This window comes from Alkalihalobacillus sp. CinArs1 (assembly GCF_947387515.1).
In the GTDB taxonomy this organism is placed as follows: Bacteria; Bacillota; Bacilli; order Bacillales; family Guptibacillaceae; genus Guptibacillus.
Window position 1 is genome coordinate 43299 of the sequence record NZ_CANDOB010000006.1, and the last position, 16249, is coordinate 59547.

Annotated in this window: 24 protein-coding genes; 22 read left to right on the forward strand and 2 right to left on the reverse strand. The window is 42.2% G+C overall.

What is annotated here, in order from left to right:
* Positions 1-11 precede the first annotated feature (11 nt).
* From rplO to PFZ69_RS19730, 20 genes are all read left to right on the forward strand, one after another.
* Positions 12-452: a 50S ribosomal protein L15 gene (gene rplO / locus PFZ69_RS19635; protein WP_270182799.1), complete on the forward strand. Its 441-nt coding sequence runs from the start codon at positions 12-14 to the stop codon at positions 450-452.
* Positions 452-1747 carry a preprotein translocase subunit SecY gene (secY, locus tag PFZ69_RS19640; RefSeq protein WP_270182800.1) on the forward strand — a complete coding sequence of 432 codons (1296 nt, stop codon included), beginning with the start codon at positions 452-454 and terminating at the stop codon, positions 1745-1747. Before rplO ends, secY begins: the two co-directional genes overlap by 1 nt.
* Before the next feature lie 66 nt (positions 1748-1813).
* Positions 1814-2464, forward strand: coding sequence for an adenylate kinase (locus PFZ69_RS19645; RefSeq protein WP_270182801.1), 651 nt, complete (start codon positions 1814-1816; stop codon positions 2462-2464).
* Positions 2464-3210 (forward strand): type I methionyl aminopeptidase, encoded by a 747-nt coding sequence (gene map, locus PFZ69_RS19650; RefSeq protein ID WP_270182802.1) that lies wholly within the window; start codon positions 2464-2466, stop codon positions 3208-3210. The genes PFZ69_RS19645 and map overlap by 1 nt, the downstream gene beginning before the upstream one ends.
* A gap of 16 nt (positions 3211-3226) precedes the next feature.
* Positions 3227-3547: a KOW domain-containing RNA-binding protein gene (locus PFZ69_RS19655; RefSeq protein WP_270182803.1), complete on the forward strand. Its 321-nt coding sequence runs from the start codon at positions 3227-3229 to the stop codon at positions 3545-3547.
* Entirely contained in the window at positions 3540-3758 is a 219-nt protein-coding gene (gene infA, locus PFZ69_RS19660; RefSeq protein ID WP_113808059.1) for a translation initiation factor IF-1, read from the forward strand. The genes PFZ69_RS19655 and infA overlap by 8 nt, the downstream gene beginning before the upstream one ends.
* 36 nt (positions 3759-3794) lie before the next feature.
* Positions 3795-3908, forward strand: a complete 114-nt coding sequence (gene rpmJ, locus PFZ69_RS19665; RefSeq protein ID WP_036787716.1) for a 50S ribosomal protein L36 — start codon at positions 3795-3797, stop codon at positions 3906-3908.
* 21 nt (positions 3909-3929) lie between these two features.
* Positions 3930-4295 carry a 30S ribosomal protein S13 gene (gene rpsM / locus PFZ69_RS19670; protein ID WP_270182804.1) on the forward strand — a complete coding sequence of 122 codons (366 nt, stop codon included), beginning with the start codon at positions 3930-3932 and terminating at the stop codon, positions 4293-4295.
* A gap of 17 nt (positions 4296-4312) precedes the next feature.
* Entirely contained in the window at positions 4313-4708 is a 396-nt protein-coding gene (rpsK, locus tag PFZ69_RS19675; RefSeq protein WP_270182805.1) for a 30S ribosomal protein S11, read from the forward strand.
* A gap of 241 nt (positions 4709-4949) precedes the next feature.
* A complete protein-coding gene (locus tag PFZ69_RS19680) occupies positions 4950-5894 on the forward strand; it encodes a DNA-directed RNA polymerase subunit alpha (RefSeq protein ID WP_224885182.1) in 945 nt (314 codons plus the stop codon).
* A 47-nt stretch (positions 5895-5941) separates the two neighbouring features.
* Entirely contained in the window at positions 5942-6304 is a 363-nt protein-coding gene (gene rplQ, locus PFZ69_RS19685) for a 50S ribosomal protein L17 (RefSeq protein ID WP_270182806.1), read from the forward strand.
* Between the two features lie 308 nt (positions 6305-6612).
* Positions 6613-7452 (forward strand): energy-coupling factor ABC transporter ATP-binding protein, encoded by an 840-nt coding sequence (locus PFZ69_RS19690; RefSeq protein ID WP_270182807.1) that lies wholly within the window; start codon positions 6613-6615, stop codon positions 7450-7452.
* Positions 7428-8297 carry an energy-coupling factor ABC transporter ATP-binding protein gene (locus PFZ69_RS19695; protein WP_270182808.1) on the forward strand — a complete coding sequence of 290 codons (870 nt, stop codon included), beginning with the start codon at positions 7428-7430 and terminating at the stop codon, positions 8295-8297. Before PFZ69_RS19690 ends, PFZ69_RS19695 begins: the two co-directional genes overlap by 25 nt.
* Positions 8294-9091 (forward strand): energy-coupling factor transporter transmembrane component T family protein, encoded by a 798-nt coding sequence (locus PFZ69_RS19700; RefSeq protein WP_270182809.1) that lies wholly within the window; start codon positions 8294-8296, stop codon positions 9089-9091. Before PFZ69_RS19695 ends, PFZ69_RS19700 begins: the two co-directional genes overlap by 4 nt.
* Before the next feature lie 10 nt (positions 9092-9101).
* Positions 9102-9845, forward strand: coding sequence for a tRNA pseudouridine(38-40) synthase TruA (gene truA, locus PFZ69_RS19705; protein ID WP_270182810.1), 744 nt, complete (start codon positions 9102-9104; stop codon positions 9843-9845).
* A 164-nt stretch (positions 9846-10009) separates the two neighbouring features.
* Positions 10010-10447 (forward strand): 50S ribosomal protein L13, encoded by a 438-nt coding sequence (gene rplM / locus PFZ69_RS19710; RefSeq protein ID WP_270182811.1) that lies wholly within the window; start codon positions 10010-10012, stop codon positions 10445-10447.
* A gap of 18 nt (positions 10448-10465) precedes the next feature.
* Positions 10466-10858, forward strand: a complete 393-nt coding sequence (gene rpsI, locus PFZ69_RS19715; RefSeq protein ID WP_270182812.1) for a 30S ribosomal protein S9 — start codon at positions 10466-10468, stop codon at positions 10856-10858.
* A 184-nt stretch (positions 10859-11042) separates the two neighbouring features.
* The gene (locus PFZ69_RS19720; protein WP_270182821.1) at positions 11043-11471 is read left to right on the forward strand and encodes a DUF2521 family protein; all 429 of its coding nucleotides are present in this window, start codon (positions 11043-11045) and stop codon (positions 11469-11471) included.
* Between the two features lie 85 nt (positions 11472-11556).
* A complete protein-coding gene (gene cwlD, locus PFZ69_RS19725) occupies positions 11557-12270 on the forward strand; it encodes an N-acetylmuramoyl-L-alanine amidase CwlD (protein ID WP_270182813.1) in 714 nt (237 codons plus the stop codon).
* A 105-nt stretch (positions 12271-12375) separates the two neighbouring features.
* Positions 12376-13407, forward strand: coding sequence for an Mrp/NBP35 family ATP-binding protein (locus PFZ69_RS19730; protein WP_270182814.1), 1032 nt, complete (start codon positions 12376-12378; stop codon positions 13405-13407).
* Positions 13408-13441: 34 nt separating this feature from the next.
* On the opposite strand, the gene gerD is transcribed toward PFZ69_RS19730, so the two are convergent.
* A complete protein-coding gene (gene gerD, locus PFZ69_RS19735) occupies positions 13442-14080 on the reverse strand; it encodes a spore germination lipoprotein GerD (RefSeq protein WP_270182815.1) in 639 nt (212 codons plus the stop codon).
* Between the two features lie 151 nt (positions 14081-14231).
* Here gerD and PFZ69_RS19740 point away from each other — a divergent pair, with 151 nt between their 5' ends.
* On the forward strand, positions 14232-14837 hold the full coding sequence (locus PFZ69_RS19740; RefSeq protein WP_270182816.1) for a KinB-signaling pathway activation protein: 606 nt from the start codon (positions 14232-14234) through the stop codon (positions 14835-14837).
* A 33-nt stretch (positions 14838-14870) separates the two neighbouring features.
* On the opposite strand, the gene pdaB is transcribed toward PFZ69_RS19740, so the two are convergent.
* The gene (gene pdaB / locus PFZ69_RS19745) at positions 14871-15629 is read right to left on the reverse strand and encodes a polysaccharide deacetylase family sporulation protein PdaB (RefSeq protein ID WP_270182817.1); all 759 of its coding nucleotides are present in this window, start codon (positions 15627-15629) and stop codon (positions 14871-14873) included.
* A gap of 118 nt (positions 15630-15747) precedes the next feature.
* On the opposite strand from pdaB, the gene PFZ69_RS19750 reads away from it, so the two are divergent.
* Positions 15748-15972 carry a hypothetical protein gene (locus PFZ69_RS19750; protein WP_270182818.1) on the forward strand — a complete coding sequence of 75 codons (225 nt, stop codon included), beginning with the start codon at positions 15748-15750 and terminating at the stop codon, positions 15970-15972.
* The last annotated feature ends 277 nt before the right edge of the window (positions 15973-16249 follow it).

Sequence of the window (16249 nt, forward strand, 5' to 3'; positions counted from 1 at the left end):
AGGTGCCCACATTGAAACTACACGAACTAAAACCATCTGAAGGTTCTCGTAAAGAACGCAACAGACTTGGTCGCGGTATTGCAACAGGTAACGGTAAAACATCTGGTCGCGGTCAAAAAGGTCAAAAGTCTCGTTCTGGCGGCGGAGTACGCCCAGGTTTCGAGGGAGGACAGCTTCCGATTTTCAAACGTCTACCGAAACGTGGATTTACAAACATGAACCGTAAAGAGTTCGCGATTGTTAATCTTGATTCGCTAAACCGTTTTGAAGATGGAACTGAAGTATCCCCAGAGCTATTGCTAGAAACTGGCGTTGTCAGCAAAGAAAAAGCTGGAATTAAGATTCTAGGTAATGGTAAGCTAGAGAAAAAGCTTACCGTGAAAGCCCACAAGTTCTCAGCTTCTGCTAAGGAAGCTATTGAAGCGGCAGGCGGAAATACTGAGGTGATCTAATGTTCCAAGCAATCTCCAACATTATGCGCGTAGGTGATATTAGAAACAAAGTCATTTTTACGCTACTCATGCTTGTCGTGTTCCGTATCGGAACATTCATACCGGTTCCTGGTGTGAACAGAGAAGTATTAGAATTTCAAGATCAAATGAGTCTCTTCGGAGTACTCAACACCTTTGGCGGTGGAGCGTTGCAAAACTTCTCCATCTTTGCCATGGGAATCATGCCTTATATCACTGCTTCAATCATTGTGCAGCTTCTACAGATGGATGTCGTCCCTAAGTTTACCGAATGGTCAAAACAGGGCGAAGCCGGGCGTAAAAAGCTCACTCAAGTTACTCGATATGGAACGATCGGTCTTGGATTTATCCAGGGTATCGCGCTATCTATCGGTTTCAACAACATGGTTGGAGGCCAGTTGATTTCAGATGCAGGTTTCTTGACGTACCTTAATATTGCTCTAGTTCTTACAGCCGGAACGGCTTTTTTGATGTGGTTAGGCGAGCAGATTACTGCTAAAGGCGTTGGTAATGGAATTTCCATCATCATCTTTGCCGGAATTGTAGCTGCAATTCCTCCTGGTCTTAACCAGTTGTACGCACAGATGTTTGAAGGAGCGCAAGATGAGCTGTTCATTAACATCGTTACACTTGCTATTATTGCTCTAGCAGCATTAGCGATCGTCGTAGCTGTTATCTTTGTACAGCAAGGTCTACGTAAGATTCCAATCCAATACGCTAAGCGTACTGTTAACCGCAGACAAGTTGGCGGTCAATCAACACACTTACCGATCAAGGTAAATGCAGCAGGTGTTATTCCAGTTATCTTTGCAATTTCACTTATCATTACTCCTCCAACAGTTGCAAGACTGTTCGGAAGTAATTCGGTAACAGATTGGATCGTCAGAATCTTTGATTACACACAGCCTATCGGCATGGTCGTGTATGCGTTACTCATCATTGGCTTTACGTATTTCTATACGTTTGTCCAGGTGAATCCGGAGAAGATGGCAGAGAATCTGAAAAAGCAGGGTGGATATATTCCTGGTATCCGTCCAGGTAATGCTACGGAAACGTACATTACACGCATTCTCTATCGTTTAACATTTGTAGGAGCTCTATTCCTTGCAGTTGTATCGATTATTCCGGTGTTTTTCACAACCGTAGCAGGACTGCCGCAAACGCTGCAAATCGGCGGAACAAGCTTGCTGATCGTTGTTGGGGTAGCGCTTGATACGATGAAGCAAATTGAAAGTCAATTAATTAAACGTCATTATAAAGGCTTTATTAAATCTTGAGGATAAACTGGGAAGAACTTTCTTCCCCTCCTTCATCCTCGATTGGGTGACGTATGGAGGGATTAGATGAATCTAGTATTAATGGGGCTCCCGGGTGTCGGAAAAGGAACCCAGGCAGAAAAGATTGTCGAAAAGTATGGCATCCCTCATATCTCAACAGGAGATATGTTCCGAGCAGCGATTAAAGAAGGAACACCTCTTGGTATAAAAGCAAAAGAGTACATGGATTCCGGAAATCTCGTACCCGATGAAGTAACGATTGGTATAGTACGAGACCGTTTAGGAAAAGATGATTGCGAAAAAGGTTTTCTCCTTGATGGTTTCCCAAGAACAGTAGCTCAGGCAGAAGCTCTTGAGAAGATCCTCTCCGATATGGATAAACAACTAGATTATGTTGTTAATATCGCTGTTGAAGAAGATCAACTTATGAAGAGATTGACTGGGCGTCGTGTTTGTAAGAACTGTGGAGCAACTTATCATGCGATCTTCAATCCTCCAACGGAAGAAGGAGTCTGTGATAAGTGCGGAGGAGAACTTTATCAACGAGATGATGATAAAGAAGAAACTGTACGCACACGCCTCGATGTCAACAAGCAGCAACAGCAACCGTTGTTGACCTTTTATGAAGGCAAAGGCTATCTAAAAACCATTGACGGCAACAAAGACATCAATGTGGTGTTTGAAGACATCGATCAACTCCTCGGAGGGTTGTCGTAATGATTATTTGCAAGACTCCTCGCGAACTTGATATCATGCGAGAGGCGGGCAAAATTGTCGCATTAACGCATCAAGAACTGCAGAAGCACATTAAGCCTGGAGTTACGACAAAAGAGCTGGATACGATTGCCGATCGGTTTATTCGTCAGCTTGATGCAATTCCTTCCTTTAAGGGTTACAATGGATTTACTGGAAGTATCTGCGCTTCTGTAAACGAAGAGCTGGTACATGGTATTCCAGGAGATCGCGTGTTGGCGGAGGGAGATATTATCAGCATCGATATCGGTGCTAAATATAAAGGTTATCATGGCGATTCAGCCTGGACCTATCCTGTTGGCACTATCTCAGAAGAAGACGAACGGTTGTTAAAAGTTACCGAGGAATCGTTATATAAAGGATTGGCTGAGGCGAAAATCGGGAAAAGACTTTCCGACATTTCTCATGCAATTCAAACGTATGCGGAAGCTGAAGGTTTTTCGATCGTACGAGAATATGTTGGTCATGGTGTAGGACAGGACCTTCATGAAGATCCTCAAATTCCTCATTATGGTCCTCCAGGAAAAGGACCTAGGCTCAAACAAGGCATGGTCCTTGCGGTTGAGCCAATGGTGAATATGGGCTCTCGGTATGTTCGGACGCTTTCAGATAACTGGACTGTAGTAACAACTGACGGTAAAAAATGCGCTCACTTTGAGCATACTTTTACTGTTACAGAAGAAGGATATGAAATTTTAACAAAGGCCTAAGTGAAGGTGATGGTTCTTGAAAGAGTCGGAAACCGTGCCCGAGATCGGTCGGATCGTGCGGAACAAACGGGGAAGAGACGCTGAACAATATAGCGTGATTGTTGAACTGATAGATGATCGTTATGTTTTCATCGCAGATGGCGACAAACGAAAATTTGATCGTCCAAAGCGAAAGAACCTCGCACACCTGGAGCTAACGAATTATGTATCCCCTGAGGTAAAGCGAAGTCTTGAGGAAACGAGCCGTGTCACAAATGGCAAGCTGCGTTTCGCGATCTCAAAGTATATGAATGAATATGTCATTGATTTAAAGGAGGGAGAGCAAGTAGATGGCTAAGGAAGATGTTATTGAAATGGAAGGCACAGTTATCGAACCTCTACCGAATGCAATGTTTCGAGTAGAACTCGAAAACGGTCATAAGATCCTTGCTCACGTATCCGGGAAGATACGCATGCATTACATTCGTATTTTGCCAGGCGACAAAGTAACTGTTGAGCTTTCTCCATATGACTTATCACGTGGTCGAATCACGTATCGATATAAATAAAAAGTTAATCTCCGAATACAAGGAGGGTAAAAAACAATGAAGGTAAGACCATCAGTAAAACCAATTTGTGAAAAATGTAAAGTTATTCGCCGTAAAGGTAAAGTAATGGTTATCTGTGATAACCCTAAACACAAGCAAAAACAAGGTTAATATATAAGGAGGTGCAACGTAATGGCACGTATTGCTGGTATTGATGTTCCACGCGAAAAGCGCATCGTAATCGCGTTAACTTACGTATATGGAATCGGTAAAACTACTGCTAAACAAGTCCTAGTTGATGCTGGTGTATCTGAAGATACACGCGTTCGCGACTTGACTGAAGAAGAGCTCGGAAAAATCCGTGAAGAGGTAGACAAGATTAAAGTTGAAGGTGACCTTCGTCGTGAAGTTTCCCTTAACATTAAGCGTCTAATCGAGATCGGTTCATATCGTGGTATTCGCCACCGTCGCGGTCTTCCTGTCCGAGGCCAACATACGAAGAACAACTCTCGTACTCGTAAAGGCCCTCGCCGTACAGTAGCAAACAAGAAGAAGTAAGGGAGGTAAACTAACAAATGGCTAAACAACGTAAAGCTAATACACGTAAAAAGCGTGTCAAAAAGAATATTGAGAGTGGAGTAGCTCACATTCGTTCTACTTTCAATAACACAATCGTAACTATTACTGACACTCACGGAAATGCTGTATCATGGGCTACTTCTGGGAACATGGGCTTCAAAGGTTCTCGTAAGTCTACTCCATTCGCAGCTCAAATGGCTGCAGAAACAGCTGGAAAGACAGCTCAAGAGCATGGCATGAAGACGATCGAAGTTTCCGTTAAAGGCCCTGGTGCTGGTCGTGAAGCTGCTATTCGTGCGCTTCAAGCTGTAGGTCTAGAGGTTACTTCCATCCGTGACGTAACTCCAGTACCTCACAACGGTTGCCGTCCGCCAAAACGTCGTAGAGTATAATTAATAGAGAATTCAAACGTAGATGTTCCCTTAGGGTGAATGCCTCGTTTTGAAAAATCTCTTATAGAAAGATTCAATCTATCGGTATACAATTAATGAACATGTCAATAATGATAATGTATAAATTGTTGACGGTTGACGAATCATAATTAGGTTGTTGGTAATGGAACCGCCTAAAGGGATTATTCGGTTAGACACAATGTCTAACCGAAGTTCGACGTTTTGAAGGAGGGTTTGTTGGATGATCGAAATCGAAAAGCCAAAAATTGAAGCGGTAGCTATCAACGAGGATGCTAAATACGGAAAGTTTGTTGTAGAACCATTAGAACGTGGTTATGGAACTACACTAGGGAACTCCCTACGTCGTATCTTGTTATCATCTCTTCCAGGTGCCGCTGTGACATCCGTGCAAATTGAAGGAGTACTCCATGAGTTCTCTACAATTGAAGGTGTACACGAAGATGTAACTACTATTATTCTCAATCTTAAGAAGCTAGCAATGAAAATCTACTCTGAAGAAGAGAAAACATTAGTAGTTGATGTGCAGGGCCCTGGAACGGTAACAGCTGGTGATATTACTCATGACAGCGACGTGGAGATCTTAAACCCTGACCTTCATATTGCTACCCTTTCTGCAAGTGCTCGCTTCCACATGAGAATTACTGCAATTCGTGGAAGAGGTTATGTACAAGCGGAAGGAAACAAGAATGATGAACAGCCAATTGGTGTAATTCCAGTTGACTCGATCTTCACTCCTGTTTCTCGTGTGAACTACCAGGTTGAGAACACTCGTGTCGGCCAGGTAACAAACTATGACAAACTAACCCTCGACGTTTGGACAGATGGAAGCATTCGACCTGAAGAAGCGGTATCGTTAGGTGCAAAGATTTTAAATGAACATTTAAATATTTTTGTTGGCTTAACGGATCAGGCTCAAAATGCTGAAATCATGGTCGAAAAAGAAGAGGACCAAAAAGAGAAAGTGCTTGAGATGACAATCGAAGAGCTCGATCTCTCAGTTCGCTCATATAACTGCCTGAAACGTGCTGGCATTAATACTGTCCAGGAACTTACTCATAAGTCTGAAGAAGACATGATGAAAGTTCGTAACCTAGGACGTAAATCTTTAGAAGAGGTTCAAGAGAAGCTTGAAGAGCTTGGACTTGGACTACGCAACGAAGAATAGATATACAAAGTTGTTGATCTAAGAAACAACAAAGGAGGGAATACTTCATGGCATACCAAAAGTTAGGTCGTACAAGTGATACGCGTAAAGCGTTATTCCGTGACCTTGTTACAGATTTGATCATTAATGAACGTATTGAAACTACAGAATCGAAAGCAAAAGAGCTTCGTTCTTTCATCGACAAAATGATTACACTTGGTAAGCGCGGTGATCTTCACGCTCGCCGTCAAGCAGCTTCTTTCGTACGTAACGAGATCGCGGACAAAGAAACTGGCCAAGATGCACTACAAAAACTATTCAGCGATATCGCTACTCGTTATGCAGAGCGCCAAGGTGGTTACACTCGTATCCGCAAACTTGGACCTCGCCGCGGTGACGGTGCTGAAATGGTCATCATTGAGCTAGTCTAAATCGCACTTTATTAAAAAGGGCGGGACAGGATCTCGACTATGGATACTGATTCTATGCCCTTTTTTAGTGCGTTTTTTTAATTCGCACGATAATGTTTTAAAAGAGTGGTAGCATGCTGGTTGCCATTATGAAAGCCTGGCAGACGCCAGGCTTTTTTTACTAACACCTTAGAAGGTATTGCTTCTAGTGAAGGGTATCTTATGCTGATAGGAAAAAGTGGCGGTGTAAAAGACCCGCCATTTTTTCGCACCAGCATACGTATAGAGTTGGTTATACTAGCAGAGACATAGAGTCAGGAGGAACGAATATGAGCGATTTAATATCCGTTCAAAACGTATCATTTCGTTATCAAGAAGAGCAGCCTTACGTGCTTAATAACGTTTCATTAACAGTTCAGAAAGGTGAGTGGCTTGCGATCGTAGGTCATAACGGCTCAGGAAAATCTACGTTAGCCAGACACCTGAATGGCTTGTTACAGCCTGAGAAGGGTGACGTTCTTGTCGAAGGATACAATAGTAGAGATGAGGAAAGTATTTGGGAAGTAAGAAGAAGAGTTGGTATCGTTTTTCAGAACCCAGATAATCAATTCGTTGGTACTTCAGTAAGAGATGACGTAGCGTTTGGTCTTGAGAACAATGGTGTTCCTCGAGATGAGATGATTGAACGCATCACCGAAAGTATCAAGAGAGTGAAGATGGAAGAATACATGGACCAGGAGCCTCATCGTTTATCAGGTGGGCAAAAGCAAAGGGTAGCGATAGCTGGAATTGTGGCTTTACGGCCATCGATCGTTATTCTCGATGAAGCTACTTCGATGCTTGACCCTGCAGGAAGAAAAGAAGTGCTAGAAACGATGAGAGAGTTGAAAGAGGAAGAAGGAATGACTGTAATCTCGATCACACACGATCTTGAAGAGGCTGCAAAAGCAGATCGAATGATCGTGATGAATAAGGGTGAGGTCATTGATGAAGGACTTCCGAAAGACATCTTTCAAAAAGGGGATATGCTAGAGGAAATCGGTCTTGATTTGCCATTTCCTTTACAGATGCACCGTGCATTGAAAGAGAGAGGATTTCCTCTTGATTCGCTCACACTTTCACAGGAGGAACTGGTAGACGAGATATGGACATTACAATCAAAGATTTAGAACATTTATATAGTAAAGGCACACCGTTTGAAAGGATCGCATTAAAAGATGTGGACCTTTCTATTAAGCAAGGGACGTTTCTCTCCATTATTGGACATACAGGTTCAGGAAAGTCCACTCTCATTCAACATTTAAATGGACTTTTAAAACCTACTTCAGGAAGTATCCAAATTGGAGATTTCCATATTAAATCGGGAGAAAAGGAAAAGCGTCTCAAAGACTTGAGAAAACATGTGGGTGTTGTTTTTCAGTACCCAGAACATCAGTTGTTTGAGGAAACAATTGAAAAAGACATTATTTTTGGTCCAATGAATTTTGGAGTAGCAGAAGATGAAGCAAAGAAGCGCGCTGCACATCTGATTGACCTTGTTGGACTCGATCAGTCCTTTTTGCAGCGTTCACCGTTTGACTTAAGTGGAGGTCAGATGAGGAGAGTAGCGATCGCAGGTGTGCTTGCGATGAAACCTTCTATCCTTATTCTCGATGAGCCGACTGCAGGTCTCGACCCACGTGGAAGAAAAGAGATCATGGAATTGTTTTATCGACTGCATAATGAAGAGAACCTTACTACGATTCTCGTGACTCACAGCATGGAAGATGCAGCACGGTATTCTGACCAAATCGTCATCATGGAAAAAGGCACGGTTGCTCTTCAAGGTACGCCGGTAGAGGTCTTCAGTGATGCAGATGCTCTCACAGCTCTAAGCCTAGATGTTCCTGAGACGATGCAGTTTATTCACCGTCTTGAAACGCGGTTTGGTACGAGTCTTCCAAAGAGTGTTTTCACGTTAGAAGAAACGGTTGAAGCGGCTGTCTCCCTTCTTAGAAAGGAGGAGCGCTCATGATGCAAAACATTATTATTGGTCAATATGTACCTGGAAAATCATATGTTCACAACCTTGATCCCAGAGCGAAACTATTAACAACGTTTTTGTTCGTTATTATTGTCTTTCTTGCGAATAACTGGATTTCATATGCATTACTCGGCGCGTTCACGTTGAGTGCGATTGGGGTATCGCGCATTCCAATACGGTTTATCTATAATGGGTTGAAGCCAATTCTATTGATCATTATACTAACCTTTCTTCTTCATGTGTTTTTAACAAAAGAGGGTCCACTGCTTTTCAGTCTAGGATTTATCGAGGTGTACCAGGGAGGCGTTGAGCAGGGGGTATTCATTTCCATGAGACTCTTGTTTCTCATTATGATCACCTCTCTCCTCACCTTAACGACAACACCTATCGATATAACGGTAGGACTTGAAACCCTTCTTGGACCATTTAAACGATTTGGCCTTCCAGTCCATGAATTTGCGCTCATGATGTCGATCGCGCTTCGCTTCATTCCGACACTTCTTGAAGAGACGGAGAAAATCATGAAGGCACAGGCTGCACGAGGTGCGCAGTTCTCTACTGGTCCGATCAAGGAGAGGCTTAAAAGTATCGTACCTTTACTCGTTCCTTTGTTTGTTAGTGCGTTTAAGCGTGCAGAGGACCTCGCGATGGCGATGGAAGCGAGAGGGTATCGAGGCGGTGAAGGAAGAACGAGTATCCGCTTGCTAAAATGGGATGCAAAGGATAGTCTATTGTTCGTACTCCTTCTGTTGCTCACAACTGCTTTGATTTTGTTAAGGAGCTAGGGAGGATAGGATGACTAGGATAAAATTAAAGATTTCATATGACGGCACCGCTTTTAACGGTTATCAGATTCAGCCTAACGGACGTACTGTTCAAGAAGAACTGCAAAGAGCACTGCAGAAGGTTCATAAAGGTAAGACCGTGCACGTAACGGGTTCAGGGAGAACGGATGCTGGTGTCCATGGAGCGGGGCAAGTCGTGCACTTCGATACAGACCTCGCTATTCCACTTGATCGGTGGCCGAAAGCATTGAATACACTCCTTCCGAACGATGTGAGAGTTCTTGAAGCAGACGAGGTTTCTTCCACGTTTCATGCAAGGTACGATGTTGTACGGAAGTCATATGTCTATCGTGTTGATAACGATACAACACCTAATGTTTTTCGAAGGAACTTTGCTCTGCATGAGCCACGCACTCTTAATGTGTCGGCAATGAAGGAGGCTGCAGCACTGCTTATCGGTGAACATGACTTTACTTCGTTCTGTTCAGCACGATCTGAAGTCAAAGATAAAGTTCGAGAGCTGTACAAGATCGAAATCGAAGTGGTGAATAACGAAATCACGTTCCTATTTGAAGGAAACGGCTTTTTATACAATATGGTACGTATCTTAACAGGTACCCTCTTAGAGGTAGGAAGAGGCGAAAGAGGCACAGAAGAAGTGGTCGAGATCTTAAAGGCAAAGAACCGCGATGCAGCTGGAAAAACCGCTTCTCCACAAGGGCTATATTTGTGGGAAGTCAATTATTGTAATTAATAAGTTATTGATTTAAATAACCTTGACATTTGCCCTTGTTTGTTATAAGATATTCTTTGGTATTTCTACATCCACTAGCCCCGGATTTAGAAATCTAACTGACAACCGACAAATAATTTTAGGCAGTTTTTAAAATACATGGAATGATTTTAGGAGGGAAACTCATGCGTACGACATTTATGGCAAAAGGCCACGAAGTAGAACGCAAATGGTATGTCGTTGATGCTGAAGGTCAAACACTTGGCCGTCTTGCAAGTGAAGTAGCAGCGATCCTACGCGGAAAGAATAAACCAACATTTACACCTCACGTTGACACTGGAGATCACGTGATCATCCTTAACGCTGAGAAAATCGAACTTACTGGTAAGAAGCTTACTGACAAGATGTACTACCGTCACAGCGGACACCCAGGTGGTTTGAAATCTAGAACTGCTCTTGAAATGCGTACTAAGCGTTCTGAGCAAATGCTTGAAATTGCGATCAAAGGTATGCTTCCAAAGAATAGCCTTGGACGCCAGATGGCTAAGAAGCTTCACGTATATGCTGGAAGCGAGCACAACCATCAAGCACAAAAGCCTGAAAAATACGAACTAAGAGGATAATAGAAGGAGGGACCCATTTTGGCACAAGTACAATACAACGGCACTGGCCGACGTAAAAACTCTGTAGCTCGCGTACGTCTACTTCCTGGTAACGGACGCATGGTAGTTAACGGTCGTGAACTAGACAACTATTTTGATCTTGAAACACTTAAACTTATCTCTAAGCAGCCACTAGTTGAAACTGGCACTGAAGGCACTTACGATATCTTCGTAAACGTTAAAGGTGGCGGCTTCACAGGACAAGCTGGCGCAATCCGTCACGGAATTGCTCGTGCACTTCTTGAAGCTGATCCAGAATACCGCGGAACTCTTAAGCGCGCTGGATTCCTAACTCGTGATGCTCGTATGAAAGAACGTAAGAAATACGGTCTTAAAGCAGCACGTCGTGCACCTCAGTTCTCAAAGCGTTAATATCTTTACTCAAAAACCTCTGGCATTCGATTGCCGGAGGTTTTTTGCGTTCAGCCAAATCACATACGAAGGTAATTATTCCAAGATGCCTGAATGAATTACCAGTAGCATTTTCGAATACTCTCTCTTGCTCGTTGAACACTAAATGGTAAAGAGCAGTGAGAGGGTGAATGACTTGGATAATGTGATTACAGTATTTAAAGAAAGACAGAGACATAAGCGGATCGAATTCGAGCGGCGTATTTTGACAGAGGTGTCCCTTACTGAACTAACTGAGGATATAAAAGAAATGTTTTCTCCATTCTTTTCTGATGCGATTATTTATAAAGGTGATGTAGAAAACGTGTGTATCGATATTGCGATCGAGGCATACTTACTCGGAGCAGAGTACAGTAAGTTTTCAAGTCACGGGGAGCCGATGAGAAAGGTTCAGGAGAGATGTTTCCTGTTAGAGAAGGCTTTGATCGAAGCGCTTTTTGAGTATTGGACCTTCTGGCGTTCAAGCAGTGGATATGAAGACTCCCTTCAGATCGCATGTGACGTATTTGTTTCAAATTGGTGGAAGAAGGGCTATGAAAAAGGGGTTATGAGACGGCGTCTTCGCCTTCACTAACTTCTTAAAGCAATTCAATACTATTTCCTTCACTCGTCCCATATAAATAAAAATAGGACAGGGAGAAGGGCGGTGTTGGAACAGTATGAAGAAATGGTGGAAGCGGCTAGGTGTTGCAGCCGGTGTTCTCGTTTTACTTTTTATCATCAATTATAAGTTTGCCATCGACCATTCATGGGATGCCTGGCACTTGCCGTTATCTGGTCAAGTAATCGTGATCGACCCAGGACATGGCGGTCCTGATGGTGGAGCGGTAGGGAACAACGTCGTTGAAAAAGATATTTCTCTAGACATTTCACTCAAGTTACGTGATTACTTGCAAGAAGCGGGGGCACTCGTCATCATGACGCGTGAGACGGATACGGATTTAGCATCTGAAGGAACAAGGGGACTTAGCAACAGGAAGGCTGAAGATCTTAGAAAGCGCGTTGAAATAATCAATGATTCAAGCAATGATATGTTCATAAGCATACATCTTAATGCGATCCCTTCTTCTAAATGGAGCGGCGCACAAACGTTTTATAATCCTGCGAATGAAGATAGTAAAGCTTTATCACGCTTTATTCAATCCGAAATTAAGCGAAATCTTGAGAATACAAACCGATTTGCGAAGAACTTAGATAGTGTTTATCTACTAAGAGAGGCTGATATCACGGGATCACTCGTCGAAGTTGGCTTTTTATCAAACCCGACTGAGCGAGAACTACTGAAAACGGAGACGTACCAAAACAAAGTCGCTGCTTCGATTTATCAAGGCATCGTTAGATTTTCAACAAATGAACCAGTACCTGAAGAGTAGGTGCTGGTTTTTTATTTAGTAAAGCATGCAAGCGCTACTCTCTGAATGCCTGAGAACATATGTTATACTAGCAATGTAATCGAATTCAAAGAAGGTGGTGCCCCAATGTTAACGAAAGATCAGGTCGTTGAATTATTAAATAAGGTGCAAGATCCTATCTTACATAAAAGTATTACAATTCGTGATGTGAAAACGAAGGAAGGCTATGTAAGTGTCAAAGTAGCACTTGCTCAAACTGAAAATGCTGAACAAATGAAGGTGCAGCAAGAAATCGTAAATATTCTAAAAGGAGCCGGCGCAGAGTCAGTTGGGTTACGTTTTGAGCAGCTTGCAGATGATGAGCTGCCTGAAGGAACGTCTGCAAATCCGGATTTACCTCCTTTGTTATCTCCTGAAAGCAAAACTCAGTTTATCGCTGTAGCTAGTGGTAAAGGTGGGGTGGGTAAATCCACTGTAACGGTTAACCTTGCAACATCACTAGCGAGATTGGGTAAGAAAGTCGGCGTCATCGATGCAGATATTTATGGGTTTAGCGTTCCAGATATGATGGGTATTGAAACTCGTCCAAAGGTCGTATCGGAGAAAATCTATCCGGTAGAACGTTTTGGCGTGAAGGTAATGTCGATGGCGTTCTTCGTTGAAGATAATGCCCCTGTCATCTGGCGCGGACCTATGCTTGGGAAAATGTTGAACAACTTCTTTAGTGAAGTGGAGTGGGGAGAGCTTGATTATCTACTTCTTGATCTTCCTCCAGGTACAGGGGACGTAGCATTAGATGTCCACACGATGTTACCTGCTTCGAAAGAGATCATTGTAACCACTCCACATGCAACGGCAGCATTTGTAGCGGCTAGAGCGGGTGCGATGGCTTTGAAAACAAAGCATGAAGTTCTCGGAGTAGTCGAAAACATGGCTTACTTTGAAAGTAAAGTAACTGGTGAGAAAGAATATGTATTTGGTCAGGGAGGCGGAGAGAAGCTTGCTTCTGAACTATCCACCGATTTACTAGGTAAGCTGCCTTTAGGTCAACCTGATTATGATGAAGAGGACTTTGCTCCATCTATTTATCAAACGGATCACCCGATTGGAAAACAATATTTAGAGATTGCAAAAGAAATCATCACCAAAACGGAGTAACAGTCAAAAGGACATGCGAGGCATGTCCTTTTTTTTATTCCTGTCCACCTGATTCTTCGCTACCGCCTTTTTCTTTGCTTTTCTCGTCTTCGCCTTCGCCTTCTTTACCACCTTCAGCCTCTTTACTTTGTTCAGGGCTTGCTTTCATTAATATTTCCTGTATCTTTGCTTGGAATAAAGGACTGTCTAACGTTTCAGTGATTAGTTCTTTCATCTGTTTTCTTGATTGGTTACTTTCTAAAAGTTGAAGGTAATGTTTCTCCATCTCAGGATCTTGTAGCAAATCCATCATCTTTTCTTGGAAATCTGGATCATCCATAAGTGATTTGAATAGCTTTTCGTTTTCACTCTGAATGTTTTTTGCAAAGTTCTCAACGAACTTAGGATCTTTAAGCAACTCTTGCCAGTATTTCTTTCCTTCTTCTGAAGTCAGTACTTTTTGAATGGTTTCTTTTACAAAAGGTTGTTCCATCACAAGCTGCTGTTTCATTTCTTCGTCTGACATAACTTCCTGGATGGCTTTTTTTCCATCATCCGTCTTCAATAAATCCACAAGCATTTTCTTAGTTTCTTCATAATTTGCTTCAGAACCCTCTGCAGCTCCTGAAGCACACCCGGCTGTAATCAGAAGGAATGCTAATCCGATAGTAAGCAGATTCAATCGTGAACTCATATCGCTTATCCTCCTTTCAGGATAGTCTTATCCTTAATATTAGGCGATTTTTTGAAATTATACGCGTAGATTAAAGGAAAGGTGGTAATTTGTATAAGGCATTGGTACAATTCTACAGAGAAGGAACATTATTAATATCGGGGGCTTGAATGTGAAGACAAGAAATCTTGTTTACTTATTCTTTTCAACCCTTCTGATTGGCTCAACAGCAGGTATGATTGCTGGACTTGCTATGGAGTGGACGCAATATTGGAATGATCTTAAGAATGGAGAATTTGTTTCGTTCTTGATCGTTATGCTCTGGCTCTTAGGTGTATCCAGTATCTTTAGTTTGATTAGTCAGATGGGGTTTTTCGCATATTTAACCATTCACCGTTTCGGTCTTGGGATTTTTAAATCCGTCAAACTGTGGAATACCATACAGGTTGTACTGATAGCGGTAGCGCTATTTGACCTCGTTTATTTCCGCTACGTTATCTTTGCAGAACCAGGAGATAGTTTATTGGGATACATTGGGGTAGCACTTCTTCTATTGGTGGTCGGTCTTGGCACGGCTTATATCAAGAGTAAAGAAACCAATAAACATGCTTTTATTCCGGCTCTATTCTTTATTGTCGTCGTAACGATTTTAGAATGGATTCCAGGTTTGCAAAGCGACGATCAGAAGTGGGTCTGGTTAATCTTTATTCCGCTATTAACGAGTAACGTGTGGCAGATCCTTACATTACACCGAATTACTGAAACGAAAAACACGTAAATAAAGCAGCTCTGCGTAAGTAGCAGGGCTGCTTTATTTTACTTCTTTACTATTTATATTCGCATTGGAAATTAGTTCATTCACTGTAACGAGTTCATAGCCTTTCTTTTTAAGTTGAGTGATCAGTTCCGGTAGAGCGGCACTCGTTTGTTTCGCTGAGTCGGATGCATGAAGAAGGATGATATCCCCAGAATGTGCTTCCTTTACTACATTAGTAATAATTTCTGTTGCACCAGGGTTCTTCCAATCATTAGAATCTAAGCTCCAGTGAATGACAGTATGATTAAGCTTATTGGAAACCTCCAATACTCTCTTATTAAAATTTCCATTCGGTGGCCTTATCAACTCTGTTTGCACACCCGACACTTTTTTTATCGCTTCTTGAGCACGAATGATATCCTTTCTTATTTCTATATCTTCCATAGAGGTATAGTTTTCATAACGATAACCAAGACTCCCAATTTCATGCCCGCCTTTTACGATTTGTTCTACAATTTCTGGATGTCGTTCTGCCCAAGCTCCAGAGATGAAGAAAGAAGCTGATATGTTTTGTTTGTTAAGTTCCTCAAGTATAGGAATAGCCTTAGTCTCTCCCCAGCTGATATCAAAGGTCAATGCCAGCTGTTTACCTTGGCTTTTTACTTGATCGACTGCCAATGGTGTCCCGTTTGAAGTAAAGACAGCAAGATCTCTACCTTCAACAAATAAAATGAGTGCCGCAAAAAAAGCAGCTGCTATAATCACCATGCTTTGTTTGATTCTCTTTCCTCTCCACACCCAAAAAAACTTCATTTCGCACCCCCTTTGTCCCATTCATATGCGCTATAGTAAACAACTATGTACAAAGTCTTTTTGCCAACTCATAAAGGGTAGGAAGGATGGTCATAATGGTTTGAAAGGAGGGTATTACATGATCGGATTTCTACTGAGTGAAAAGGAAGGCAAAGAAATAGAGTATCTCCTTAAGCGGGAGATGGAAGAAATGCTGATGAGTCTTGATGATCATCGATTAGAGAAAATTGTTAAACGGGCTATGGAAGAGCGCTACCTCTTGCTCTTAGGTATCTATAAAAGGACAGCTTCAGCTACTGATGTATCGAAGTATAAAAGGATACTAAAAAAAGATACGAATTAATTTTTAAAAACCTATTGCAAAATAGTAGTTCGGGCTGTATAGTTATAAAGGTCGCCGATAACAAACGGCCGACACAAAAACGAATTAAAAAAAGATGTTGACTTCGGACGAGTTAATGTGTTACATTAATAAAGTCGCTGAAAACGACATCGAAAGAAACAAATCGATCTTTGAAAACTGAACGAAACGCCATGCAAGATATTGTTTCTACGGAAACAAACATTGTTTTAAAGCTAGATTGAACTTTTCTATCGGAGAGTTTGATCCTGGCTCAGGA

Excerpts from the sequence above, each read along its gene's own strand:
- infA (WP_113808059.1), top strand. The coding sequence starts at position 3,540 with ATGGCTAAGGAAGATGTTATTGAAATGGAAGGCACAGTTATCGAACCT.
- PFZ69_RS19680 (WP_224885182.1), top strand. The coding sequence starts at position 4,950 with ATGATCGAAATCGAAAAGCCAAAAATTGAAGCGGTAGCTATCAACGAG.
- rpsK (WP_270182805.1), top strand. The coding sequence starts at position 4,313 with ATGGCTAAACAACGTAAAGCTAATACACGTAAAAAGCGTGTCAAAAAG.
- PFZ69_RS19695 (WP_270182808.1), top strand. The coding sequence starts at position 7,428 with ATGGACATTACAATCAAAGATTTAGAACATTTATATAGTAAAGGCACA.
- rplM (WP_270182811.1), top strand. The coding sequence starts at position 10,010 with ATGCGTACGACATTTATGGCAAAAGGCCACGAAGTAGAACGCAAATGG.
- gerD (WP_270182815.1), bottom strand. The coding sequence starts at position 14,080 with ATGAGTTCACGATTGAATCTGCTTACTATCGGATTAGCATTCCTTCTG.
- rpsM (WP_270182804.1), top strand. The coding sequence starts at position 3,930 with ATGGCACGTATTGCTGGTATTGATGTTCCACGCGAAAAGCGCATCGTA.
- pdaB (WP_270182817.1), bottom strand. The coding sequence starts at position 15,629 with ATGAAGTTTTTTTGGGTGTGGAGAGGAAAGAGAATCAAACAAAGCATG.
- secY (WP_270182800.1), top strand. The coding sequence starts at position 452 with ATGTTCCAAGCAATCTCCAACATTATGCGCGTAGGTGATATTAGAAAC.
- PFZ69_RS19750 (WP_270182818.1), top strand. The coding sequence starts at position 15,748 with ATGATCGGATTTCTACTGAGTGAAAAGGAAGGCAAAGAAATAGAGTAT.
- PFZ69_RS19690 (WP_270182807.1), top strand. The coding sequence starts at position 6,613 with ATGAGCGATTTAATATCCGTTCAAAACGTATCATTTCGTTATCAAGAA.
- map (WP_270182802.1), top strand. The coding sequence starts at position 2,464 with ATGATTATTTGCAAGACTCCTCGCGAACTTGATATCATGCGAGAGGCG.
- cwlD (WP_270182813.1), top strand. The coding sequence starts at position 11,557 with ATGAAGAAATGGTGGAAGCGGCTAGGTGTTGCAGCCGGTGTTCTCGTT.
- rplQ (WP_270182806.1), top strand. The coding sequence starts at position 5,942 with ATGGCATACCAAAAGTTAGGTCGTACAAGTGATACGCGTAAAGCGTTA.
- PFZ69_RS19645 (WP_270182801.1), top strand. The coding sequence starts at position 1,814 with ATGAATCTAGTATTAATGGGGCTCCCGGGTGTCGGAAAAGGAACCCAG.
- PFZ69_RS19730 (WP_270182814.1), top strand. The coding sequence starts at position 12,376 with ATGTTAACGAAAGATCAGGTCGTTGAATTATTAAATAAGGTGCAAGAT.
- truA (WP_270182810.1), top strand. The coding sequence starts at position 9,102 with ATGACTAGGATAAAATTAAAGATTTCATATGACGGCACCGCTTTTAAC.
- PFZ69_RS19700 (WP_270182809.1), top strand. The coding sequence starts at position 8,294 with ATGATGCAAAACATTATTATTGGTCAATATGTACCTGGAAAATCATAT.
- rpmJ (WP_036787716.1), top strand. The coding sequence starts at position 3,795 with ATGAAGGTAAGACCATCAGTAAAACCAATTTGTGAAAAATGTAAAGTT.